The organism is Streptomyces sp. NPDC005551, from assembly GCF_042871785.1.
Classification (GTDB): Bacteria; Actinomycetota; Actinomycetes; order Streptomycetales; family Streptomycetaceae; genus Streptomyces.
On record NZ_JBIAJE010000009.1, the window covers coordinates 24,828 to 47,532 of the forward strand.

At 71.4% G+C, this 22,705-nt stretch carries 20 protein-coding genes; 10 read left to right on the top strand and 10 right to left on the bottom strand.

From position 1 onward, the window contains the following. Window positions 1–103: 103 nt before the first annotated feature. The 4 genes from ACFYP4_RS25280 to ACFYP4_RS25295 all read left to right on the top strand — a co-directional run bounded on the left by ACFYP4_RS25280 (window position 104) and on the right by ACFYP4_RS25295 (window position 6,276). Entirely contained in the window at window positions 104–859 is a 756-nt protein-coding gene (locus tag ACFYP4_RS25280) for a TIGR03089 family protein (protein ID WP_388788271.1), read from the top strand. A 249-nt stretch (window positions 860–1,108) separates the two neighbouring features. Further along, the gene (locus tag ACFYP4_RS25285; protein WP_388788274.1) at window positions 1,109–2,467 is read left to right on the top strand and encodes an LCP family protein; all 1,359 of its coding nucleotides are present in this window, start codon (window positions 1,109–1,111) and stop codon (window positions 2,465–2,467) included. 237 nt (window positions 2,468–2,704) lie between these two features. Continuing rightward, on the top strand, window positions 2,705–4,459 hold the full coding sequence (locus tag ACFYP4_RS25290) for an LCP family protein (RefSeq protein WP_358854407.1): 1,755 nt from the start codon (window positions 2,705–2,707) through the stop codon (window positions 4,457–4,459). Between the two features lie 104 nt (window positions 4,460–4,563). Further along, window positions 4,564–6,276 (top strand): LCP family protein, encoded by a 1,713-nt coding sequence (locus tag ACFYP4_RS25295; RefSeq protein ID WP_388788277.1) that lies wholly within the window; start codon window positions 4,564–4,566, stop codon window positions 6,274–6,276. A 67-nt stretch (window positions 6,277–6,343) separates the two neighbouring features. Here the strand turns inward: ACFYP4_RS25295 and ACFYP4_RS25300 are convergent, their stop codons facing one another. After that, window positions 6,344–7,372 (bottom strand): glycosyltransferase family 2 protein, encoded by a 1,029-nt coding sequence (locus ACFYP4_RS25300; RefSeq protein ID WP_358854409.1) that lies wholly within the window; start codon window positions 7,370–7,372, stop codon window positions 6,344–6,346. A 236-nt stretch (window positions 7,373–7,608) separates the two neighbouring features. Here ACFYP4_RS25300 and ACFYP4_RS25305 point away from each other — a divergent pair, with 236 nt between their 5' ends. Beyond that, window positions 7,609–8,970: an LCP family protein gene (locus tag ACFYP4_RS25305; protein ID WP_388788282.1), complete on the top strand. Its 1,362-nt coding sequence runs from the start codon at window positions 7,609–7,611 to the stop codon at window positions 8,968–8,970. Window positions 8,971–9,084: 114 nt separating this feature from the next. Here ACFYP4_RS25305 and ACFYP4_RS25310 read toward each other — a convergent pair whose 3' ends face one another. Further along, window positions 9,085–9,645, bottom strand: a complete 561-nt coding sequence (locus tag ACFYP4_RS25310; RefSeq protein WP_358854411.1) for an acyl-CoA thioesterase — start codon at window positions 9,643–9,645, stop codon at window positions 9,085–9,087. 108 nt (window positions 9,646–9,753) lie between these two features. Here ACFYP4_RS25310 and ACFYP4_RS25315 point away from each other — a divergent pair, with 108 nt between their 5' ends. Beyond that, entirely contained in the window at window positions 9,754–11,034 is a 1,281-nt protein-coding gene (locus tag ACFYP4_RS25315) for an LCP family protein (protein ID WP_358854412.1), read from the top strand. A gap of 69 nt (window positions 11,035–11,103) precedes the next feature. On the opposite strand, the gene ACFYP4_RS25320 is transcribed toward ACFYP4_RS25315, so the two are convergent. After that, window positions 11,104–12,261 (bottom strand): acyl-CoA dehydrogenase, encoded by a 1,158-nt coding sequence (locus tag ACFYP4_RS25320; RefSeq protein ID WP_358854413.1) that lies wholly within the window; start codon window positions 12,259–12,261, stop codon window positions 11,104–11,106. Window positions 12,262–12,446: 185 nt separating this feature from the next. Between ACFYP4_RS25320 and ACFYP4_RS25325 the strand changes: the two genes are divergently transcribed. Continuing rightward, complete coding sequence (locus ACFYP4_RS25325) at window positions 12,447–13,790, top strand: UDP-glucose dehydrogenase family protein (protein ID WP_388788286.1); 1,344 nt, start codon at window positions 12,447–12,449, stop codon at window positions 13,788–13,790. A 112-nt stretch (window positions 13,791–13,902) separates the two neighbouring features. Here the strand turns inward: ACFYP4_RS25325 and ACFYP4_RS25330 are convergent, their stop codons facing one another. Continuing rightward, on the bottom strand, window positions 13,903–14,403 hold the full coding sequence (locus tag ACFYP4_RS25330; RefSeq protein ID WP_388788289.1) for a CGNR zinc finger domain-containing protein: 501 nt from the start codon (window positions 14,401–14,403) through the stop codon (window positions 13,903–13,905). A gap of 98 nt (window positions 14,404–14,501) precedes the next feature. On the opposite strand from ACFYP4_RS25330, the gene ACFYP4_RS25335 reads away from it, so the two are divergent. Next, entirely contained in the window at window positions 14,502–14,861 is a 360-nt protein-coding gene (locus tag ACFYP4_RS25335) for a VOC family protein (RefSeq protein WP_358854416.1), read from the top strand. Between the two features lie 14 nt (window positions 14,862–14,875). Continuing rightward, window positions 14,876–15,271 carry a VOC family protein gene (locus ACFYP4_RS25340; RefSeq protein ID WP_358854417.1) on the top strand — a complete coding sequence of 132 codons (396 nt, stop codon included), beginning with the start codon at window positions 14,876–14,878 and terminating at the stop codon, window positions 15,269–15,271. Between the two features lie 21 nt (window positions 15,272–15,292). Here the strand turns inward: ACFYP4_RS25340 and ACFYP4_RS25345 are convergent, their stop codons facing one another. From ACFYP4_RS25345 to ACFYP4_RS25360, 4 genes are all read right to left on the bottom strand, one after another. Further along, window positions 15,293–16,420, bottom strand: a complete 1,128-nt coding sequence (locus ACFYP4_RS25345; protein WP_358854418.1) for a dipeptidase — start codon at window positions 16,418–16,420, stop codon at window positions 15,293–15,295. Window positions 16,421–16,589: 169 nt separating this feature from the next. Continuing rightward, a complete protein-coding gene (locus ACFYP4_RS25350; protein ID WP_358855784.1) occupies window positions 16,590–17,768 on the bottom strand; it encodes a dipeptidase in 1,179 nt (392 codons plus the stop codon). Window positions 17,769–17,773: 5 nt separating this feature from the next. Next, window positions 17,774–18,313, bottom strand: a complete 540-nt coding sequence (purE, locus tag ACFYP4_RS25355) for a 5-(carboxyamino)imidazole ribonucleotide mutase (protein WP_358855785.1) — start codon at window positions 18,311–18,313, stop codon at window positions 17,774–17,776. After that, complete coding sequence (locus tag ACFYP4_RS25360) at window positions 18,310–19,449, bottom strand: 5-(carboxyamino)imidazole ribonucleotide synthase (RefSeq protein ID WP_358855786.1); 1,140 nt, start codon at window positions 19,447–19,449, stop codon at window positions 18,310–18,312. Before ACFYP4_RS25360 ends, purE begins: the two co-directional genes overlap by 4 nt. Before the next feature lie 187 nt (window positions 19,450–19,636). On the opposite strand from ACFYP4_RS25360, the gene ACFYP4_RS25365 reads away from it, so the two are divergent. After that, a complete protein-coding gene (locus ACFYP4_RS25365; protein WP_388788295.1) occupies window positions 19,637–20,176 on the top strand; it encodes a GtrA family protein in 540 nt (179 codons plus the stop codon). 28 nt (window positions 20,177–20,204) lie between these two features. On the opposite strand, the gene ACFYP4_RS25370 is transcribed toward ACFYP4_RS25365, so the two are convergent. Both ACFYP4_RS25370 and ACFYP4_RS25375 read right to left on the bottom strand, forming a co-directional pair. Beyond that, complete coding sequence (locus tag ACFYP4_RS25370) at window positions 20,205–21,479, bottom strand: ATP-binding protein (protein WP_358855788.1); 1,275 nt, start codon at window positions 21,477–21,479, stop codon at window positions 20,205–20,207. A gap of 58 nt (window positions 21,480–21,537) precedes the next feature. Continuing rightward, window positions 21,538–22,215: a response regulator transcription factor gene (locus tag ACFYP4_RS25375; RefSeq protein ID WP_358855789.1), complete on the bottom strand. Its 678-nt coding sequence runs from the start codon at window positions 22,213–22,215 to the stop codon at window positions 21,538–21,540. Between the last annotated feature and the right edge of the window lie 490 nt (window positions 22,216–22,705).

Sequence of the window (22,705 nt, forward strand, 5' to 3'; positions counted from 1 at the left end):
CATATCTGTCCATTGCGGAATTGACGGCCCGTCGGGCCCACTCGTCCGAACCGGCGACCCGTCGGCTCCGTCCTTCCCGCCGCCCCCGCGTACCCTGGCCCGCGTGACCGCCACCGACCGCACCCCTGCCGACCTGCTGCGATCCGCGCTCGCCGCGGACCCCGCACGCCCCCTGGTGACCTTCTACGACGACGCCACGGGCGAACGCGTGGAACTGTCCGTGGCCACCTTCGCCAATTGGGTGGCCAAGACCGCCAATCTGCTCCAGGGCGAGCTCGCCGCCGAACCGGGCGACCGGGTCGCCCTGCTGCTGCCCGCGCACTGGCAGACGGCGGCGTGGCTCCTCGCGTGCTCCTCCGCGGGCGTGCTCGCGGACGTCGGGGGCGACCCGGCCGCGGCGGACCACGTCGTCGCGGGTCCCGGCCGCTTCGAGGAGGGGCTCGCCTGCCGGGGCGAGCGGATCGCCCTCTCGCTCGCCCCGCTGGGCCGCCGCTTCCCCACCCCGCCGGCCGGGTACGCCGACTACGCCGTCGAGGTGCCGAGCCAGGGCGACCGCTTCCAGCCGTACGCCCCGGTGGACCCCGAGGAGCCGGCGCTGATCGTCGCCGGGTCCGAGTACACCGGCGCGGAGGTCGTCGAGCGGGCCCGTGCCGCAGCTCCGGGGTTGGGCCTGACGGGGCCCGGCTCCCGGCTGCTGTCGGCGCTGCCGTACGAAACCTGGGAGGGGATCTGCGCCGGGCTGTACGCGCCGCTGGCGGTCGGCGGGTCCGTGGTGCTGTGCCGCAACCTCGACCGGCTCGGCGAGGACGCCCTGGCCCGGCGGATCGAGAGCGAGCAGGTGACGGCGACGGCACGGTAGCCGACCGGGGACACGTCACTTCCGGGAGTGCGTCAGTCCCTGGAACGCGTCACTCCCGGGAGTGCGTCTCCCGGAAGCGGCGCGACGGTCCGGCCCAGGGCTTCCGGGTTGTCCGGCGACGGTGCCCGCGGCCCGCAGCCGTCGCGGCCCTCCCCCGTTCGGCTCACCGTCCGTGGGCCCCACGCCCCCGTTCGGGCCATGGTCGTAGGAGCACGGGACGCTCGTACGCCAGGAGGGGTGGATGCCGACGTGACCGACACCGCGGGCCCGCCCTCCGGACCTCCGGGCGACGACACGCCCGTGCGGGCGGACACGCTGGGCCCGGGCGCGGGGGCGTCTCCCACCGGTGCGGGTCTCGTACGGCGCCGCAGGCGCTGGCTGCGCCACACCGCGACCGGGGTCGCCGCGGTGACGGCCTGCGCCGCGGTGACCGGCTGGGCGGTGTACGAGAAGCTGAACTCGAACATCACCTCGGACAACGACGCCGCCGCCGAGCTCGCCCGGTACGAGAGGGAGCGGCCCACCTCGCTCGTGCGCGAGGCGCAGAACATCCTGGTGATCGGGTCGGACTCACGCTCCGGCGACGGCAACCGCAAGTACGGGCGGGACTCGGGCACCGAGCGCTCCGACACCACCATCCTGCTCCACCTGGCCGCCGACCGGCACAGCGCGACGGCCGTCTCGCTGCCGCGGGACCTGATGGTGGACGTGCCCGGCTGCCGGCGCCCCGACGGCACCCGCACCGAAGCGGTCTTCGCGATGTTCAACTACGCCTTCCAGGCGGGTGGTTCGGCCTGCACGATCCGGACCGTCGAGAAGCTGACCGACATCCGGGTCGACCACCACGTGGTCGTGGACTTCAGCGGCTTCAAGGAGATGGTCGACGCGATCGACGGCGTCCGGGTGTGCCTGAAGGAACCCATCGACGACAGGGCCGCCAAACTGCGGCTGCCCGCCGGCAGGGTGACGCTCGACGGCGAGCAGGCGCTCGGCTACGTACGCGCGCGCAAGAGCATCGGCGACGGCAGCGACACCGAGCGGATGGACCGCCAGCAGCGGTTCCTCGGCGCGCTCGTCAAGAAGGTGCAGAGCAACGACGTCCTGCTCAACCCCACGAAGCTGTATCCGCTGCTCGACGCGGCGACCTCCTCGCTCACCACCGATCCGGCGCTGGCGAGCCTGCGCGGGCTGTACCAACTGGTGCGCGGCATGCGCGACATCCCGACGGAACGGGTGCGGTTCCTGACGGTCCCCAGGACGTCGTACGCCTACAACGCGAACCGGGACCAGCTCGTGGAGCCCGCGGCGGACCTGCTCTTCGCACGGCTGCGCGCGGACGCGCCGGTGGAGGTCTCGAAAGAACTTCCGGAGGACTCCGCCGGGCGGAGCCGGGGTGCGCCCCCGCGCCCCGAGGAGGACCCGTACGGGCGGGGTGGCGAAGGGCCGTACGACTCCCCTCCCAACCCGGCGAGTGCGTCGCGTGGCTACGCTGCGGAGCCGGGCGGCGACGGGAAGTCCGGTGGCAGACGGCCCGACAGCCCCGTGGAAACCCCCGACCCGGCACCCACGTTCCGCGGCAACACGGCCGCTGAGGACGGCTGCGGGTAAAGCACACACCAAGACGGGGAACACCAGTCCCAAGAAATGGGGCGGATTGCCCAGTTGTAGGGAAGTGGAATTTGTCACCGCCGTCGCCCGACGCTGAACTGGGCGGATAGTGTGAGCGATCCGGTGCACCCGGCCACGAGGACTGTCCTGGGGTCGCGCACTGCTTGACCGAGACCCGAGCGCCTTTAGAGGGGGGACAAAGGCGCCGCGTGGCCCCGACGGAGGATTCAGACAACCGTGGACGCGCAAGGCCGTGGGCGGGCGGACGACATCGACCCCGCAGACCAGTGGGTACTCAACCCGGACACCGGCGAATACGAACTGCGACTGACTCCTTCCGCAGCGCAACCGGGAGTGCCAAGACCGCGCAGGACCGGCACCGGTGGCGGGACCCGTACGCGCAGCGCGCCCGCTCGGGGGAAGAGCGGCGCCGAGCGTGACACCCTCGCCCCCGACACACTGCCCGGCCCGCGCCGACGCCGTGGCACGCCCGCCGAGCCGCCGCAGCCCCCGGGCCGGCGCCGCTCGCGGCCGGGCAAGAAGCCGAAGCAGTCGAAGGCGAAGAAGATACTGCTGTGGACCGGCGGCTCGATGGCCTTCGTGCTGGTAGGCGTCAGTGCCGCGGGTTACATGTACCTCAAGCATCTCGAGGGAAACGTCAACACGACCGATGTCGGCAGTGCCGGCAGCGAGGGCTTCAGCAAGGACGAGGCCTTCAACCTGCTGATCATCGGCACCGACAAGCGCACCGGCGAGGGCAACGGCGGCTACGGCGACAAGGACAGCGTCGGGCACGCGGACACCACGATCCTGCTGCACGTCGCCAAGGACCGCTCCAACGCGACGGCGCTGAGCATCCCGCGCGACCTGATCACCGACGTCCCGAAGTGCCCGACGATCCAGGACGACGGTTCCGAGAAGGTCGTCCCGGGCTCGCAGAGCGTCCGCTTCAACACCAGCCTCGGGCAGGGCGGCCGCAACGCAGGCTGCACCATGCTCACCGTCAAGGCGCTCACGGGCATCAAGCCGAACCACTTCATGATGGCCGACTTCAACGCGGTCAAGACGCTGACCTCCGCGGTCGGCGGCGTCGAGGTGTGCGTGGCCCACCCCGTCGACGACAAGGAATCGCACCTCAAACTGCCCAAGGGCAAATCGACGGTCGCGGGCGAGCAGGCCCTGGCCTTCGTGCGCACCCGGCACAGCTTCGGCAACCAGGGCGACCTCGACCGCATCAAGGTGCAGCAGCAGTTCCTCGGTTCGCTGATGCGCAAGATGTCCTCCGGCAACACCCTGACCAACCCCAAGAAGCTCTACAAACTGGCCGAGGCCGCCACCGAGGCGCTGACCGTGGACACCGGCATCGGCAAGGTCAGCACGCTCAAGGACATGGCCCTGGAGCTCAAGAAGGTGCCGCCGAAGAACATCACCTTCACCACGCTGCCGGTGCTCGACAACCCCGCCGAGACGGTGAAGGCGACCGTCGTCGTCAACGACACCAAGGCCAAGCCGCTGTTCGAGGCGATGAAGAACGACGTGTCGCTGACCGACGTGAAGAAGAAGGAGAAGAAGGAGAAGGCCGCCGTGGCCGCCCGCCTCAAGGGCTCCCGCTCCGCCGCCTCCGAAATCCGCGTCGACATCTACAACGGAGGCGCCGAACCCGGCTCCGCACAGCGCACTCTCAGCTGGTTGCAGAATGATGAGGGCGTGCTCAAGTCCAGCCAGCTCGGAAACGCGGACGAAACGCTGAGCAAGACCACCCTGGAGTACTCTCCGGACCAGGCGGACCAGGCGCGCAAGCTGGCCGATCTGATGGGGTTGTCCGCTTCCGCGCTGAAGCCCGGCAAGAGCGAGGAGAACTCCCAGGGGCTGCCCTCGATGGTGCTGACCCTCGGCGAGGACTTCAAGGGGGCGGGTGTGCCGCTGACGGGTTCGTCGGTGGACCTGGACGTCGACAAGTCCACGGCGGACAAGCAAGTGTGCGCCAGTTGATGACCTGACGGGTCCGTCACGCGTCCAACCAATAGGGGCGCCCGCGCGTCCAACCGGACGCGGGACGGGCCCGTTCGTCAGGTGCAGGGTGGGGAGGCAGGGGTATGGCGCAGAGCGGTGTGCGTGGGGAGGGGGCACGGTCACGTGTCCGGCACGCGGGTGAAGCCTGGGACGAGGGTCTGAACGACGAGAACGACGAGAACGGTGACCCGGTCCGGGAGCCCGGCGGGCCGGCCCGGGAGGAGTCCGGACGCGCCAGGAAGGACGGCGACGGGCCGTCCCCCGGGACGCGGGGACGCGGCGGCCGGCGGCCCGGCGGCGAGAACCGCGGGCCGCGCCGCAGACGCCGTGCGCTGCGCTGGTCGGCGATGGTTCTGGCGGTACTGATACTCGGCACCGCGGGTGCCGGCTATCTCTACTACCAGCACCTGAACGGCAACATCCAGAAGGACGACCTGAACATCGGCGACGCCAAGGACAGGGCCGCCGCGCCCAAGCCGAACGCGGCCGGGCAGACCCCGCTGAACATCCTCCTGATCGGCTCGGACGCGCGGGACACCAAGGAGAACCAGAAGCTCGGCGGCGCCAGGGAGACGTTCGGCGGCACCCCGCTCGCCGACGTCCAGATGCTGCTGCACCTCTCGGCCGACCGCACGAACATGTCGGTGGTCAGCATGCCGCGCGACACCCTGGTCGAGATACCCACGTGCACGGACCCGGACGACCAGCACGTGTACCGGGCGACCGTCGGACGGGTGATGACCAACCAGTCGCTCGGCCGTGGCGGCCCGGGCTGCACCGTGGCCACCTGGGAGAAACTCACCAAGATCCACATCGACCACTTCATGAAGATCGACTTCGCGGGTGTGGTGTCGATGGCGGACGCGATCGGCGGGGTGCCGGTCTGCGTGAAGGCCAACATCTACTCCAAGGACAGCCAGGGCCATGGCTCCGGTCTGAAGCTGAAGAAGGGCACCACGTCGATCAAGGGCGAGCAGGCCCTGCAGTGGCTGCGCACCCGCTACGGCTTCGAGGACGGCAGTGACCTGGCACGGGCCAAGGCCCAGCACCAGTACATGAACTCGATGGTCCGCCAGCTGCGTGAGAACGCCACCGTCAGCAACCCGAACAAGCTGCGCAAGCTCGCCGAGACGGCCACCCGGGCGCTGACCGTCGACGAGGGCCTCGGCACCGTGAAGAAGCTCTACGACCTCGGCAACGAGCTGAAGAAGGTCTCCCCGGAGCGCATCACGATGACCACGATGCCCAACCGGTACGTGGGTGCGCGCGTCGAGCCCACGGACGACGCCACCAAGCTGTTCCGTCTCGTGCGCGAGGACATCGCCCTCGACGGCAAGGACGCGAAGTCCGCCGGGGACAAGGCCTCCTCGGACCCGGCCGCCGCCGACGACCGGATCGGCGTCACCGTGCAGAACGGCACCCGCACGTCCACGCTCGGCCCGGTCCCCGGACGGGCCAGCACCGTGAGCCAGTTGCTCGTCGGCAAGGGCTTCGCCAGGACGACGGCGGACACCACCACGGCGACCGCCGAGGACGAGACGGTGATCCGCTACCCCAGTGCCGACCTGGAGGGCGACGCCCAGCGGGTCGCCAAGGCCCTGAAGGTCCCCTTCAGCGCGGTGGAGAGGTCCACGGACGTCTCGGGCGTCACGCTCGTCGTCGGCGCCGACTGGCGCGAGGGCACGGCGTACAAGGCCAAGGCCGGTGACAACAAGACCCCGGACACGGCGGACGCCCTCAACGGCGCCGACGCCGGAGCCTGCATGAAGGTGAACCCGAACTTCACCTGGTCCTAGAACGGAACCTGGCCCCTCCCCCCGGCGTTGCCGCCGGGGGGAGGGGCCAGGTCACGGACGGACAGGGTCAGTTCGGGCTCAGTACCGCCGGACGGCGCGAGGCGATGACCTTCTTCGCCAGCGCCTTCGGGCTGGTGAGGAATCCCCACCCCCAGGACATGTGCATCGTCGCGAGGGCGACCGGGATCTGCAGCCGGGCCTTCGGCGGCAGCCCCTTGCCCGCCGGCACCGAACCGAGCGCGATCGCCGCGAGGTAGCCGCCGGGAACCAGCAGGCCCCAGGGCGTCACCGCGAGGCCGACCACCACGCCCGCGGCGATCGCGCACACCGCTGTCGGCGGCGCGAGATAACGCAGGTTGATGGAGCCCTCGTGGTAGCGGGCGACGACATGGCGCCAGCGCCCGTAGTCCTTGTACTGCTTGGCGAGGGCCCGCACGGAGGGGCGCGGGCGGTACGACACCCTGAGCTCGGGCGAGAACCAGATGAGGCCGCCCGCCTCCCGGATCCGGAAGTTCAGCTCCCAGTCCTGGGCCCGTATGAACTCCTCGTTGTAACCGCCCTGCTGCTCCAGGGCCTCGCGCCGGAAGACACCGAGGTAGACCGTCTCGGCGGAGCCGGCCTCACCGCCGGTGTGGAACGCCGCGTTGCCGACGCCGATCTTCGACGTCATGGCCGCGGCGACCGCGTGCTCCCAGTCGTTCTCGCCCTCGGCGTGCATGATCCCGCCGACGTTCTGCGCGCCCGTCTCCGCCAGCAGGCGGACGGCGGTCGCGATGTAGTTCGGCGACAGGATGCCGTGTCCGTCGACCCGCACCACCACGGGATGCCGGGACGCCTTGATCGCGGCGTTCAGCGCGGCGGGGGTGCGGCCGGTGGGGTTCGGCACCGTGTGGACACGCGGGTCGTCGCGTACGAGCTCGGCGGCGATCTCGTCCGTGCGGTCCGAGGACGGGCCGAGGGCGATCACCACCTCCATCTCGCCGTCGTACTCCTGCGCCAGGATCGCTTGGACGGCCCCGCGCAGATGCCGCTCCTCGTTGAGGACGGGCATGATCACAGAAACGGCGGGGGGCGGCACGTCAGACTTCTCGCTCATCGGACGTCACGTTACCGCGAATGGGGGACACCGGTGCGCGCCGCACGGGCGCGGACCCGGGCCGCAGATCGTATGGGCCTACGGTGCTCACGGATTCCCACGCCCGGCCCTCGCGGAGGCCCCCCTTGCCCACGCCGCCCACGCCGCCCCGCTCCCCCGCAGCACCGAAGCCCCGCCCACCGGAGCCGCCGCGTTCCCAGCGGCCCGCCGTACCGCGCGAGAAGCGCCGCTGGGCCATGCGGACGGTGACCACGCTCTCCGTGGTCGTCCTGGCCTCGGCCGGCATCGGGCACGCGGTGGTCACCAACCTCGACGCGGACATCGCCCGGGTCGACCCCTTCAAGGACATGAAGAACCGCCCCGAGGGCGGCAACGGCATGAACGTGCTGCTCGTCGGCACCGACGGCCGGGACCGGATCACCCCCGAGGAGAAGACCGAGTACCACCTGGGCGGTGCCCCCTGCCACTGCACGGACACGGTCATGATCGTGCACATCTCGGAGGACCGGGAGCGGGCCAGCATCGTCAGCCTGCCGCGCGACTCGTACGCCGAGACGCCCGCGCACACCGACCAGATCACCGGCAGGCGGCACGAACCCCACCCGGTCAAACTGAACGCGGCCTACGCGGAGGGCGGCCCGCAGCTGACCGTGCGCACCGTCGAGAACATGACCCACGTCAAGATCGACCATTATCTGGAGGTCGACTTCACCAGCTTCATGAAGACGGTGGACGTGCTCGGCGGCGTGGAGATCTGCACCGCGCAGCCCATGAAGGACGCGTACACCGGGCTCGACCTGACGGCCGGCTCGCACACGCTGCGGGGCGGGCAGGCACTGCAGTACGTGCGCTCCCGGCACATCGACAGCGCCTCCGACCTCGGCCGGATGCAGCGCCAGCAGCGCTTCCTGGCCGCGCTGATCGAGAAGGCCACGTCGTCCGGGGTACTGCTGAACCCGATGAGGTTCCGTGACGTCACGCACGCCGTGCTCGGTTCGGTGCGCGCGGACAAGGCGTTCGGCACGGACGAACTGCTGGACCTGGGGCGGGCGATGCGGAACTTCTCGCCGTCCTCCTCCGAGTTCACCACCGTGCCGATCGCCGAGATGGCCTACCCCGTCAAGGGCATCGGCTCCACCCTGAAGTGGGACGGGGCCAAGGCGGCCAGGCTCTTCCGCGCGCTTCGCGACGACGAGCCCCTGGCCCGGCACAAGGCCGGGCACAAGGCCCTGCGGGTCGATGTGGCGCCGCAGCAGATCCGGGTCCAGGTGGAGAACGCGACGCCGAAGGAGGGGCTCGGCAGACGCGTCGACGGCGCCCTCGCCCGCACCGGGTTCCTCACCACCCGGCTGCCCTCGAACGCGGCCGACCGGACCCTGAAGCGCACCGTCGTCGCCTACGACCCGCGCTGGGACCGCTCGGCGAGGTCCCTGGCGGCCGCCCTGCCCGGCTGCGAGCTGCGGGCGGTGCGGGACCAGGGTCCGACGCTGAAGGTGATCGCGGGGGCGGACTACCGGGGCGTACGGCGGGTGAAGGCCGCGGATCCCTACCAGGGGGAGTTCGGTGTGGTGACCGGCGATCAGGTGGTGTGCCCGTAGCAACGGCCTGCGCCGGGGAGTCATGGGGCGCGGCGCTCCGACCCGCGGTGCGGCCGTGGCGGGCGACGCCAGGAGTCACGGGGCGCGGTGCCCCGACCCGGACCGGCGGGCGGCTCAGTCGTCCAGGCCCTCGGCCGAGCGCTTCTCCCGCAGGTCCATGATCGCGCGGCGCCGGGCGAGCCGGTGCGTGCGCCGGATCTGCGCCTCCTGGCAACGGCGCTCGTCGCGCTCGGTCTCCGGCAGCACGGGCGGCACGCGACGCGGCTTGCCGTCGGCGTCGACGGCCGCGAAGACGAGGTAGGCCGAGCCGACCTGGGTGGCCGGGGTGGACTCGTTCCAGCGCTCGGCCAGGACACGCACGCCGACCTCCATGGAGGTCCGGCCGGTCCAGTTCACCTGGGCCTTCACGTGGACGAGGTCACCCACCCGGACCGGCTCCAGGAAGGCCATCTCGTCCATGGAGGCGGTGACGGCGGGCCCGCCGGAGTGCCGTCCGGCCACCGCGCCGGCGGCGTCGTCGACCAGTTTCATGATCACCCCGCCGTGCACCGTGCCCAGCAGGTTGGTGTCGGCGTGGGTCATGATGTGGCTGAGTGTCGTCCGGGACGCCGATGTCGGCTTTCCCGGGATGCCGTCCGGAGCGTCGGATTCCGGAGCGAGGACCTGGTCTGTCATGGCCTCCACCTTAAGCCGGTCCGATTTGTGTCAGCTTGGCAACAGCCCTGGTCCTATTTTCCTCCGAACCTTGTAAGGCACCTGGTCCGGCACTGCACACTGGTCCGCATGAACGATTGGCCCGACGGGCGGTCCGACGACAACCGCAGCAACCGGTACGGCGGCGGCAGCGCGAGCGCCCAGCCCGAGAGCGCGCGCGTGATGCGCCAGGTCCGGCGTCCGGCGACGCCCGGCCCCGGCCGGTCCGCGCCGCCGTACGGCGGGGTGCCGCAGCAGCCCACGTACGTCGACGGACAGGGGCACGACGACGGGCCGGACTACGACAGCGGCTACAACACGGGCCATGTCTACGGGGCGCCGAGCGGCCGCGGCCCGGGCGGCGGCGGGAGCCGGGGTCCGCGCTCCGCGCCGGACTGGCGGCGGCGGATCAAGTGGACCGCGCTGACGCTGGTCACGCTGCTGGTCGTGGTGTCCGTCGGCACGTACTTCTGGGCCGACTCCAAGCTCAACCGGGAGGTCGACCTCTCCAAGGTGATCGACCGGCCGGAGGCGGGCGAGGGCACGAACTACCTGATCGTCGGCTCCGACAGCCGCGCCGGGATGTCCAGCGAGGAGAAGAAGAAGCTGCACACCGGGTCCGCGGAGGGCAAGCGCACGGACTCGATGATGATCCTGCACACCGGTGGCGGCGGCTCCACGCTGGTCTCGCTGCCCCGCGACTCCGACGTCGAGATCCCGACCTTCACGGGATCCGAGTCCGGCAAGACGTACCAGGGCACGGGCCGGCACGTGAAGCTGAACGCGGCCTACGCCGAGGACGGGCCGGAACTGCTGGTGCGCACGGTCGAGTTCAACACCGGCCTGCACATCGACCACTACGTGGAGATCGGCTTCGCGGGCTTCGCGGGCATCGTCGACTCGGTCGGCGGCGTGGAGATCGAGATCCCCAAGGGCGGCATGAAGGACACCAAGTCCGGCGCCGACTTCGAGGCGGGCAAGCAGACGCTCGACGGCCAGCAGGCCCTGGCCTTCGTCCGCACCCGGTACGCGCTCGCCGGCAGCGACCTGGACCGTACGAAGAACCAGCAGAAGTTCCTCTCGGCGCTGGCCAACCAGGTCGCCACCCCGAGCACGATCCTGAACCCCTTCAAGCTCTACCCGACGATGAGTTCGGGCCTGGACACCCTGATCGTCGACAAGGACATGGGCCTGTTCGACCTCGGCGACATGTTCTGGGCCATGAAGAGCGTCAGCGGTGGGGACGGCACGTCCATGAACATGCCGATCTCGGGCTCCACGGGCGGCAACCTCGTCTGGGACAAGGCCAAGGTCAAGACCCTGGTGAACGAGCTGAAGAACGACGAGAAGGTGACGGTCTCGGGCAAGTGAGCCCCGCCCCACTCCACAGGAAGGGCCCCGCCGGTACGACCGGCGGGGCCCTTCGGGTGCGGGACGGGGTTACGGCAGGTTGCGCGCCATCACGATGCGCTGGACCTGGTTCGTGCCCTCGTAGATCTGCGTGATCTTCGCGTCGCGCATCATGCGCTCGACCGGGTAGTCGCGGGTGTAGCCGTAGCCGCCGAGCAGCTGGACGGCGTCCGTGGTGACCTCCATGGCGACGTCGGAGGCGAAGCACTTGGCGGCGGCGCCCTGGAAGGTCAGGTCCTTGTCGCCGCGCTCGGACTTGGCGGCGGCCGCGTACGTGAGCTGGCGGGCGGCCTCGATCTTCATGGCCATGTCGGCGAGCATGAACTGGATGCCCTGGAAGTCGGCGATCGGCTTGCCGAACTGCTTGCGCTCCTGGACGTAGCCCTTGGCGTAGTCGAGGGCGCCCTGGGCGATGCCGAGGGCCTGTGCGGCGATGGTGATGCGGGTGTGGTCCAGGGTCTTCATCGCGGTGGCGAAGCCGGTGCCCTCCTCGCCGATCATGCGATCCGCGGGGATGCGCACGTTGTCGAGGTAGACCTCGCGGGTCGGGGAGCCCTTGATGCCGAGCTTCCGCTCCGGGGCCCCGAAGGAGACGCCCTCGTCGGACTTCTCCACGACGAAGGCGCTGATGCCCTTCGAGCGCTTGGCGGGGTCGGTCACCGCCATGACCGTGTAGTACTCGGAGACGCCCGCGTTGGTGATCCAGCGCTTCACGCCGTTGAGGACGTAGTGGTCGCCGTCGCGGACGGCCTTGGTCTTCATGCCCGCGGCGTCCGAACCGGCGTCCGGCTCGGAGAGGCAGTACGAGAACATGCCGTCGCCCTTGGCGAGCGGGGTCATGTACCGCTTCTTCAGGTCCTCGGAGCCGGAGAGGATGACCGGGAGGGAGCCCAGCTTGTTCACCGCCGGGATCAGCGAGGAGCTGGCGCACACCCGCGCCACCTCCTCGATCACGATGACGGTGGCGAGCGCGTCCGCTCCGGCGCCGCCGTACTCCTCGGGCACGTGCACCGCGTGGAGGTCGTTGGCGGTCAGCGCGTCGAGGGCCTCCTGGGGGAATCGGGCTTCCTCGTCGACCGCGGCGGCGTACGGCGCGATCTTCGCCTCGGCCAGCGCACGGATCGCGTCCCGGAGCATGTCGTGCTCCTCGGACGGGCGGTACAGGTCGAAATCAGCCGATCCGGCCAAGGTCTCTCACGCTCCAAGGATGCTAATTACCGTTAAGTAACCCGAATTTTAGGGGTCTGCCCGCCCGAGTGATACGTGAGGTTGGCGACAGGGGGAAGTTGCCCGGTGAGGGGCCTCGTCACGCCCCGACTATGCTCGGGCCCGCACTGCCGAACGAAGTCCGCCTGGAAGCACGGGAGCACCGCATGGCCCTCAAGATCACCGTGATCGGCACCGGCTATCTCGGCGCCACGCACGCCGCGGCCATGGCGGAGCTCGGCTACGAGGTCCTGGGTCTCGACGTGGTGCCCGAGAAGATCGAGATGCTCCAGCGGGGCGAGGTCCCGATGTACGAGCCCGGTCTCGAGGAACTGCTGCACCGGCACGTCGCGGGCATCGAGGGATCGAGCGGGCGGCTGCGCTTCACGATGGACTGGGCCGAGGTCGCCGCGTTCGGCGACGTGCACTTCGTCTGCGTGAACACCCCGCAGAAGCACGGCGAGTACGCCTGCGACATGTCGTACGTCGACGCCGCCTTCGATTCGCTGGCCCCGCATCTGCACGGCCCCGCGCTGGTCGTCGGCAAGTCGACCGTTCCGGTGGGCTCCGCGGACCGGCTGGCGGCCCGGCTGGCGGAGCTGGCCCCGGCCGGCGAGGACGCCGAACTGGCCTGGAACCCCGAGTTCCTGCGTGAGGGCTTCGCCGTGCAGGACACCCTGCACCCGGACCGGATCGTGGTCGGCGTCCGCAGCGAGCGCGCCGAGAAGCTGCTGCGCGAGGTCTACACGACGCCCGTGGCCGAGGGTTCGCCGTTCGTGGTGACCGACTTCCCGACCGCCGAGCTGGTGAAGACCTCGGCGAACTCCTTCCTCGCCACCAAGATCTCCTTCATCAACGCCATGGCCGAGGTCTGCGAGGCCGCCGACGGCGATGTCGCCAAGCTGGCCGAGGCCATCGGGCACGACGACCGGATCGGGAAGAAGTTCCTGCGGGCCGGGATCGGCTTCGGCGGCGGGTGTCTGCCGAAGGACATCCGCGCCTTCATGGCCCGCGCCGGTGAGCTGGGGGCCGACCAGGCGCTGACCTTCCTGCGCGAGATCGACTCCATCAACATGCGCCAGCGCGGCCAGATGGTGGAGCTGGCGCGGGAGGCGCTCGGCGGGGGGTCCTTCCTCGGCAAGCGGGTCGGCGTGCTCGGCGCGACCTTCAAGCCCGACTCCGACGACGTACGGGACTCGCCCGCGCTGAACGTCGCCGGGCAGATCCACCTCCAGGGCGGCCAGGTCACCGTGTACGACCCGAAGGGCATGGCCAACGCCCGCCGGCTCTTCCCGACGCTCGGTTACGCCGACTCCGCGGTCGAGGCGGTGCGCGGCGCCGATGTCGTCCTGCACCTGACGGAGTGGCAGGAGTTCCGCGAGCTGGACCCGGCGGTACTGGGCGAGGCGGTCACCGCCCGGGTGGTCCTCGACGGCCGCAACGCCCTCGACCCCGAGCTGTGGCGCCGGGCGGGCTGGACGTACCGGGCGATGGGCCGCCCGACCGCGTAGACACGCCCTCGGACCTCTCACGGAGGACGCCGGTCCGGCCGAGGCTCAGTCGGCCGGACCGGCGTCCTCCCGTATTCTCCACCGCCGCGCGGCCGGGCGTGGCCACAAGCCGCTACTTCGCGCGGTAGCGGCGCATCTTCGCGCGGGCGCCGCAGACCGACATCGTGCACCAGCGGCCCCGGCAGGCCGGGCTGCGGTCGTAGTACGCCCAGTGGCAGGCAGGGGCCTCGCAGGCCTTCAGGCGCGGCCAGGTGCCGTCGACGAGCGCCTGGGCGATCGCCGCGGCCACCTGCGAGAGGAGCGGTGCCGGTTCGGCCGCGGTGAGCGTCGCGGCGCCGTCGTGGCCGTCCACGCTCACCACCAGGGGCGCCCGCGCCAGCAGCCGGCCGAGCGGGGTCACGTCACGGTGCGGCGGATGACCGGCGTGGGCCAGGCACACCGCGCGCAGCGACTCGCGCAGTTCGCGGGCCGCCGGCACGTCCGGCGCCGCGAGCCCGAACGGCTTCCGTCCCTCGGCCGTGTCCAGCAGGTCGGCGCCCGACTCGATGTCCAGCGTGTTCACCAGCGCCTGGACCAGGGCCAGGGCGCCGGGTGCGGGCGCGCGGTCATTCATGGTTGCGACGTTACCTCTCGTGCGGGAGCATGCAGTGACCGTTACTGGTTACTCGCTTTTACCGGTAACCAGATTCCGCAGGTGACGTAGGAGGAAGCATGGCTCTCGCCGAACTCGGTGCCGTCGTCCTGGACTGTCCCGACCCGCGTGCCCTCGCCGGGTTCTACGCCGAGGTGCTCGGCGGCACGGTCGAGGGCGAGGGCGACTGGGTGGACCTGTCGGTGCCCGGCGGACCGTCGCTGGCGTTCCAGGCCGCTCCCGGGTACGTACCGCCGAAGTGGCCCGCCGCCGAGGACTCCCAGCAGTTCCACCTGGACCTGACCGTCGGCGACCTGGACGCGGCCGAGCAGGGCGTGCTGGCGCTCGGCGCGAAGCCGCTGGACACCGAGGACCGCTCGCGCGGCTTCCGCGTGTACGCCGACCCCGCTGGGCACCCGTTCTGCCTGTGCGCCCACTGACCGAGGAGGATGTCATGGCACCCGCCGCACGCATGCGGTCCGTCGTGCTCGACTGCCCCGAACCGCGCGCCCTCGCCGAGTTCTACGCCGGTGTCCTGGGCGGCGAGATCAGCCAGGAGGACGACACCTGGGCCACGCTGGAGGCGCCCGGCGGTCATCGGATCGCCTTCCAGCGGGCGCCGGGCCACACGCCGCCGGACTGGCCGCGGGCGGACGGCAACTCGCAGCAGCTGCACCTGGACTTCGACGCGGGCAGCACGCAGGAGGCGCTGGAGGCGGCCGAGGAGAGGGTCCTCGCGCTGGGCGCCCGTCCCCTCGACGTGGACGACGGCGGGGGCGAGCGCGACTTCCGGGTGTACGCCGATCCGGCGGGGCATCCGTTCTGCCTCTGCCGGATCGGCCCCACGTGACCGGACCCGCGCGGGCGGCGCTCAGCTGTCCAGGTCGGAGATCTTCACGGTGGACGGCTCGCGCCGCGCCTGTGCGGCGCGGGCCGTGAAGTCCGCGTTGCGCAGTACGCGCTGGACATTGCCCCAGGTGAGCAGGGCCACGTCGGACTCGGGCCAGCCCCGGTCCAGCAGTTCCGCGATCAGCCGCGGATAGCACGAGGTGTCGGCGAGATCCCGCGGGTGCGCGGCTCCCGAGTCGTAGGTCCCGGAGAGGCCGACGCACTCGGGACCCGCGACCGCGCGCACGTGGTCGAGGTGGTCGGCGACGTCCCCGACGGAGGGGCCCGTCTGCTCGGCCGTCAGCGGCACCAGGCACAGCCCGTGGGCGGCGCCCAGCTCGGCGAGCACGTCGTCGGGCAGGTTCGCCGGGTGGGGGCGCAGCGCGCGGGCCGCCGACCGCACGAAGACCAGCGGGGCCTTGGAGACGGCGAGGGTGCGGCGGACGGTGGCGTCGGAGGCGCCGGAGAGGTCGGGGAGCACGCCGAGCCGGTTCATCTCGCGGACCACCTCCTCGCCGAACCGGGTCAGGCCCGTCTCGCCGGCCCATGACGTGCCGGAGAGGGTGAGGAAGCGCAGCCCCAGCGCGCGCAGCGCACGCAGAATGCCCAGGGAGTCGCCGATGGCGGGGGCTCCGGCGGGGCCGAGCAGCACGGCGATGCGGCCGCAGAGGCGGGCGTCGGTGATCTGGCCCGCGCTGTACGCGAGCCGCAGGCCCTCCGGGTGGCCCTGGACGACCGTCTTCACCAGGTCCAGCTGGTCCAGGGTCGCCCCGACGGCCCGGTCCCCGGCGAGCCCCTCCGGCAGGTGCAGCGACCAGAACAGCGCGCCCACGTGTCCCGCGCGCAGCCGCGGCACGTCGGTGTCGAGGGCGCTCTCCCCCAGCTCCAGGTCGTACCAGTGCAGGTGGCGCAGCGCCCAGGGCAAGCCGGTGTAGCCGTCGGCGACGGGGTGTTCGGTGAGCAGGGCGTGGGCGCGTTCCAGCGTTTCACAGGAGGCGGCGGCCTCCTCCGTGCGGAGCTCCGGTCCGGTTCCGGTCCCGGGGCGTGCGGCGGTCCGGTCGAGTCCGCCCACCTCGGCGGTGAAGTGCAGGTCGTCCTGGAGGTCTGCCATGGCCGGCTCCGTACGTCAGCGTGATCGCAGTACGGACACCGTCGCACGGGGGCCGGTGGGCTTCCTGGTGGACGGGGCGTTCGGGGGTACGGCGGGACGTGACGGGCGGGGTACGGCGGGCGGGGCACGGCGGGGTACGTCCCCCGCCGTGCCCCGCCCGTCGCGGCGCTCAGCCGTCCAGCTGCTCCAGGGTGGCGTTCGACGGCCCGCGGCTCGCCTGGAGGTCGCGGGCCACGTCCTCGGCCGCGCCCAGCACGCGGACCGCGTTCTGCCAGGTCAGCTTGGCGAGGTCGGCGCGGGACCAGCCGCGGTCCAGCAGTTCCGCGACGAGGTTCGGGTAACCGGAGACGTCGTCGAGGCCCTGCGGGGTGAACGCCGTGCCGTCGTAGTCGCCACCGATGCCGAGGTGGTCGACGCCGGCGACCTCGCGCATGTGGTCCAGGTGGTCGGCGACGGTGGAGACGGTCGCGACGGGCCGCGGGGCCGTCTCCTCGAAGGCGCGGTGGACCTTCATCGCCTCGGGGGTGGTGTCGAGGTGGTGGAAGCCGTGCGCACGCATGTTGTCGTCCGCCGCGGCCGTCCAGTCGACGGCCGCCTGGAGGACGAACTTGGGCACGAACGTCACCATCGCCACTCCCCCGTTGGCGGGCAGCCGCTCCAGGACGTCGTCCGGGATGTTGCGCGGGTGGTCGCACACCGCCCGCGCGGAGGAGTGGGAGAAGATCACGGGCGCGGCGCTGGTGTCGAGCGCGTCCCGCATCGTCGTGGCCGCCACGTGCGAGAGGTCCACGAGCATGCCCTCGCGGTTCATCTCCCGGACGACCTCGCGGCCGAAGGCCGACAGGCCGCCCACGGCCGGCTCGTCCGTCGCCGAGTCCGCCCACGCGATGTTGTCGTTGTGCGTGAGCGTCATGTAGCGGACGCCCAGCGCGTACAACCCCCGCAGCGCGGCGAGGGAGTTGTCGATCGAGTGCCCGCCCTCGGCGCCCATCAGCGAGGCGATACGGCCCTCCGCGCGCGCCGCCTCCATGTCCGCGGCGGTCAGCGCGGCGCGCAGGTCCCGCGGGTGACGGGCGATCAGCTGCCGTACGCAGTCGATCTGTTCGAGCGTCGCCGTCAGCGCGCCCGGCAGGTCCGAGCGCACGTACACCGACCAGTACTGCGCGCCGACGCCGCCCGCGCGCAGCCGCGCCAGGTCGGTGTGCAGGTGGGCGCTCTGGTCGGCGGCGAGGTCACGGGCGCCGAGGTCGTAGCGGACCTGTTCGCGCAGCGCCCAGGGGAGGTCGTTGTGCCCGTCGACCACGGGGAAGTCGGCGAGCAGTTCGCGCGCGAGGTCCGGGGCGGACACGGGCGTCACTTCCCGAAGCCGAAGCCGCTGCCCGCGCCCTCGACCTTGGTGCGCAGCCGCTTGCCCTTCTCGGTGGCCTGGTCGTTGAGCTCCTGCTGGAACTCCCGCATCCGGACGAGGAGTTCCTCGTCGTGCGCGGCGAGCATGCGGGCGGCCAGCAGGCCGGCGTTGCGCGCGCCGCCCACGGAGACGGTCGCGACGGGCACGCCGGCCGGCATCTGCACGATGGACAGCAGCGAGTCCATGCCGTCGAGGTACTTGAGCGGCACGGGCACGCCGATGACGGGCAGCGGGGTGACGGAGGCGAGCATGCCGGGCAGGTGGGCGGCGCCGCCCGCGCCCGCGATGACCGCCTTGAGGCCGCGCTCGGCGGCGTGCTCCCCGTACGCGATCATCTCGCGCGGCATCCGGTGCGCGGAGACGACGTCCACCTCGTAGGGGATCTCGAACTCGTCGAGGGCCTGGGCGGCGGCCTCCATGACGGGCCAGTCGGAGTCGGACCCCATGACGATGCCGACGACGGGCGACTGCGCGGACGTGCTCATTCGGTGATCGTGCCTCTCAGATATCCGGCTGCGTGCCGGGCGCGATCGAGGACGTCGTCCAGGTCGTCGCCGTAGGTGTTGACGTGGCCGACCTTGCGTCCGGGCTTCACGTCCTTGCCGTACATGTGGATCTTGAGCTTGGGGTCGCGGGCCATGCAGTGCAGGTACGCGGAGTACATGTCGGGGTAGTCGCCGCCGAGGACGTTCACCATGACGGTCCACGGGGCGCGGGGGCGCGGGTCGCCGAGCGGCAGGTCGAGGACCGCGCGGACGTGGTTGGCGAACTGGGAGGTGATCGCGCCGTCCTGGGTCCAGTGGCCCGAGTTGTGCGGGCGCATCGCCAGCTCGTTGACGAGGATGCGGCCGTCGCGGGTCTCGAAGAGTTCCACTGCGAGGTGTCCGACGACGCCGAGCTGCTGGGCGATGCGCAGGGCCAGTTCCTCGGCCTCCAGGGCCAGCGGCTCCGGGATGCCGGGCGCGGGCGCGATCACCGTGTCGCAGACGCCGTCGACCTGCTGGGACTCGACGACGGGGTAGGCGACCGCCTGCCCGTGCGGTGAGCGGACCACGTTGGCGGCGAGCTCGCGGACGAAGTCGACCTTCTCCTCGGCGAGGACCGGCACGCCGGCCTGGAAGGGGGCGCCGGCCTCCTCCGCGGAGCGGACGAACCAGACCCCCTTGCCGTCGTAGCCGCCGCGGACGGTCTTGAGGATCACGGGGAATCCGTCGCCCTCGGCCGCGAACGCGGCGACGTCGTCGACGTCGCGCACGATCCGGTGCCGGGGGCACGGCACACCGATCTCGTCGAGCTTCGCGCGCATCACGCCCTTGTCCTGGGCGTGCACGAGCGCGTCGGGGCCCGGCCGGACGGGGATGCCGTCCGCCTCCAGGGCCCGCAGATGCTCTGTGGGTACATGTTCGTGATCGAAGGTGATCACGTCGCAGCCCCGCGCGAAGTCACGCAGCGTGTCGAGGTCGCGATAGTCGCCTACGACGACATCGCCGACCACCTGCGCCGCTGAATCCTGCGGGGTGTCACTGAGGAGCTTGAACCTGATGCCGAGCGGGATGCCCGCCTCGTGTGTCATACGAGCGAGCTGCCCCCCGCCGACCATGCCGACTACCGGGAACGTCACCCTCCAAGAGTATCGGCCACGCGGGGGCGGCCGGATTCCGTCCCTCCCGATCGCGCTCCGGCGGCCCTCGACGCCCGTCTTCACAGGCGTGTCCGCCCGTACGCGGGCGTCGCGGGGGGCCGCTGGTTAGCATGGCTTGGTTGACGCAACCGACCTACGCATCCGACCGACGGGGGATGGCGACACGATGGGCAGTGGTTCCACGGACGTGCGCGCGCCCCGCAGTGCGGTGCGCGAGCGGTTCGACCGGCTCCTCCGCGAGGTCGCGAAGTTCGGGGCCGTGGGCGCCCTGGGCACCGTGGTCAACTTCGCCGTGTCCAACCTGCTGTGGCACACCACGGACCTGCAGGCCGTGCGGGCGAACGTGATCGCCACGGTCGTCGCCATCGGCTGCAACTACGTGGGGTTCCGTTACTTCACGTACCGCGACCGCGACAAGAGCGCCAGGACGAAGGAGCTGTCGCTCTTCCTGGCCTTCAGCATGGTGGGCCTGGTCATCGAGAACGGCGTGCTCTACGCGGCGATCTACGGCTTCGGCTGGGACAGCCCGGTGCAGCGCAACGTCTTCAAGGTCCTCGGCATCGGCATCGCGACGATGTTCCGCTTCTGGTCGTACCGCACCATGGTGTTCCGCTCGCTGCCGGACAGCGGGCCCGCGGCGGACGCGGAGCCGTTCCTCGGCCCCCGGCCGGAACAGGCCGGGCGGCCCACCCAGCGCGTGCCCTGATCCGGCCTGTGCCGCGGGCCGCCGTCCGTCACCGGACGGTGGGCTCCTCCTCGCCGTCCGCGGGACGCCTCAGCGGCGTACGCGACAGGAAGAGGCCGAAGACCGGGGGGTTGGTCTGGAGCATCTCCAGCCGGCCGCCGTCGGCCTCCGCCAGGTCGCGGGCGACCGCCAGGCCGATGCCCGTGGAGTTGCGGCCACTGATCGTGCGCTCGAAGATGCGGGCGCCGAGGTCCGCGGGGACACCCGGCCCCTCGTCCGTGATCTCCACGACTGCCTGGTTGCCGGTGACGCGGGTGCGCAGGGCGACGGTGCCGCCGCCGTGCATGAGGGAGTTCTCGATGAGGGCGGCGAGGACCTGGGCGACCGCGCCCGGGGTGCCCACCGCCCGCAGGTGCCGTTTTCCGGAGCTGACGATGGCGCGGCCCGCGCTGCGGTAGGCGGGCCGCCACTCGGCGAGCTGCTGGAGGATGACCTCGTCCAGGTCGAAGGAGACCGCGGAGCCGGTGCGCGGGTCGCGGGAGTTGGTGAGCAGCCGTTCCACGACGTCCGTGAGCCGCTCGACCTGGGTCAGCGCGATCGTCGCCTCTTCCTTCACGGTGTCCGGGTCGTCGGTGAGGGTGATCTCCTCCAGCCGCATGGACAGCGCCGTCAGGGGAGTGCGGAGCTGGTGGGAGGCGTCCGCGGCCAGCCTGCGCTCGGCGGTGAGCATGCGGGCGATCCGCTCGGCGGAGGAGTCCAGCACGTCGGCGACCCGGTCCAGCTCCGGGACGCCGTAGCGCTTGTGGCGGGGGCGGGGGTCGCCGGAACCGAGCCGTTCCGCGGTCTCCGCGAGGTCGGTGAGCGGGGAGGCGAGCCGGTTGGCCTGCCGCACGGCGAGCAGGACGGCGGCGATCACGGCGAGCAGCGCGACCGCCGCGATGATCAGGAGCGTCCGGCCGACCTCGCGGGTCACCGAGGAGCGCGGTTCCTCGACCGTGACCGTCTCGCCCTGCTCGCCGGTCGCCTCGCCGCGGATGACGTCGCCGGTGGGCGCGGTGCCGATCTCGATCGGTGACCGCCCGGGGACGCGGATCACGGCGTAGCGGCCCTCGGCGACCTGGTCCCTGAGGATGGCACCGCTGATCCGCTCCTCCCCGAGGATCCGGCTGTCCACGATGCTGGCGAGCCGCAGGGCCTCGGAGTCGACGCGTTCCTGGGCGCTGTTGCTGATCGTCCGGGTCTCGACGAGGACGAGGGACACGCCGAAGACGGCGATCACCACGAGCACGACGGCGAGCGTGGACTGGATGAGTCGTCGGCGCATGACCTGTCACCTGGAAGGAGCGGGGGGCTGGGTTCCGGCGTCCGGACGAGGGGAGGTGTCAGCTCTTCTCGAAGCGGAAGCCCACGCCCCGGACCGTCGCGATGTAGCGGGGGTTCGCCGCGTCGTCCCCGAGCTTCTTGCGCAGCCAGGAGATGTGCATGTCGAGGGTCTTGGTGGAGGACCACCAGGTGGTGTCCCACACCTCGCGCATCAGCTGGTCACGGGTGACCACCCGGCCCGCGTCCCGGACGAGGACCCGCAGCAGGTCGAACTCCTTGGCGGTGAGCTGCAGTTCCTCGTCGCCCATCCAGGCGCGGTGCGACTCGACGTCGATCCGCACGCCGTGGGTGGCGGGCGGCTGCTGGGGCTCCGCGGAGCCGCGCCGCAGCAGGGCCCGGACCCGGGCGAGCAGTTCGGCCAGCCGGAACGGCTTGGTGACGTAGTCGTCGGCGCCCGCGTCCAGGCCGACGACGGTGTCCACCTCGTCGGCACGCGCGGTCAGGATGAGGATCGGGATGGCGTGGCCTTCGGCACGCAGCCGCCTGGCCACCTCCAGACCGTCCATGCCGGGCAGTCCGAGGTCCAGCACGACCAGATCGATGCCGCCCTGGATGCCGGCGTCGAGCGCGGTGGGGCCGTCCTCGCGCACCTCCACCTCGTAACCCTCCCGGCGCAGGGCGCGGGCCAGCGGCTCCGAGATGGACGCGTCGTCCTCGGCGAGCAGTACACGGGTCATGGCCTGATGGTAGTCCGCCCCGGAGGAGAGCCGGGGCGTGATCGGCAGCCGTGCTTCCCGGCGCCCTCCGGCCGTGTCGCGGCAGGCGTCCCGAGGCGGGCCCACGGAGTGCCGTGACCTACGTCACCTGCGGCTGTGGGATGAGATTGTTGCGTAGACCTTCGAATAGACGTCGGCGGTTGCATTCTCACCTGTGATCCATGTCTCAAGTCCTTCCATATGCCGCATTCACATGTCGTATGGTGACCAGACGCCTGTAGCACCACACGGGGACCTTTGGCGCGAGATGGATGCTGAAGGTCTCTTTTGTGTGCGGGCTGGTGTTCGCCAGCCTTGAAAGGAATGACCTGTGGCCGGGCCCCGAGCGCACCGAAGCGCGTCGGGGCGTGGATCCCGGTGGTCGTCGTCCACCGCTTCGTGACCCGGAGCGGACTCCCCTGGGCGTAGGGGCGGACGGTCGAGTCCCGCCGGTGCCGGCCGCCCCCCACCG

Excerpts from the sequence above, each read along its gene's own strand:
- ACFYP4_RS25295 (WP_388788277.1), top strand. The coding sequence starts at position 4,564 with ATGGCGCAGAGCGGTGTGCGTGGGGAGGGGGCACGGTCACGTGTCCGG.
- ACFYP4_RS25300 (WP_358854409.1), bottom strand. The coding sequence starts at position 7,372 with ATGAGCGAGAAGTCTGACGTGCCGCCCCCCGCCGTTTCTGTGATCATG.
- ACFYP4_RS25305 (WP_388788282.1), top strand. The coding sequence starts at position 7,609 with ATGCGGACGGTGACCACGCTCTCCGTGGTCGTCCTGGCCTCGGCCGGC.
- ACFYP4_RS25310 (WP_358854411.1), bottom strand. The coding sequence starts at position 9,645 with ATGACAGACCAGGTCCTCGCTCCGGAATCCGACGCTCCGGACGGCATC.
- ACFYP4_RS25315 (WP_358854412.1), top strand. The coding sequence starts at position 9,754 with ATGAACGATTGGCCCGACGGGCGGTCCGACGACAACCGCAGCAACCGG.
- ACFYP4_RS25325 (WP_388788286.1), top strand. The coding sequence starts at position 12,447 with ATGGCCCTCAAGATCACCGTGATCGGCACCGGCTATCTCGGCGCCACG.
- ACFYP4_RS25330 (WP_388788289.1), bottom strand. The coding sequence starts at position 14,403 with ATGAATGACCGCGCGCCCGCACCCGGCGCCCTGGCCCTGGTCCAGGCG.
- ACFYP4_RS25335 (WP_358854416.1), top strand. The coding sequence starts at position 14,502 with ATGGCTCTCGCCGAACTCGGTGCCGTCGTCCTGGACTGTCCCGACCCG.
- ACFYP4_RS25340 (WP_358854417.1), top strand. The coding sequence starts at position 14,876 with ATGGCACCCGCCGCACGCATGCGGTCCGTCGTGCTCGACTGCCCCGAA.
- ACFYP4_RS25345 (WP_358854418.1), bottom strand. The coding sequence starts at position 16,420 with ATGGCAGACCTCCAGGACGACCTGCACTTCACCGCCGAGGTGGGCGGA.
- purE (WP_358855785.1), bottom strand. The coding sequence starts at position 18,313 with ATGAGCACGTCCGCGCAGTCGCCCGTCGTCGGCATCGTCATGGGGTCC.
- ACFYP4_RS25365 (WP_388788295.1), top strand. The coding sequence starts at position 19,637 with ATGGGCAGTGGTTCCACGGACGTGCGCGCGCCCCGCAGTGCGGTGCGC.
- ACFYP4_RS25370 (WP_358855788.1), bottom strand. The coding sequence starts at position 21,479 with ATGCGCCGACGACTCATCCAGTCCACGCTCGCCGTCGTGCTCGTGGTG.
- ACFYP4_RS25375 (WP_358855789.1), bottom strand. The coding sequence starts at position 22,215 with ATGACCCGTGTACTGCTCGCCGAGGACGACGCGTCCATCTCGGAGCCG.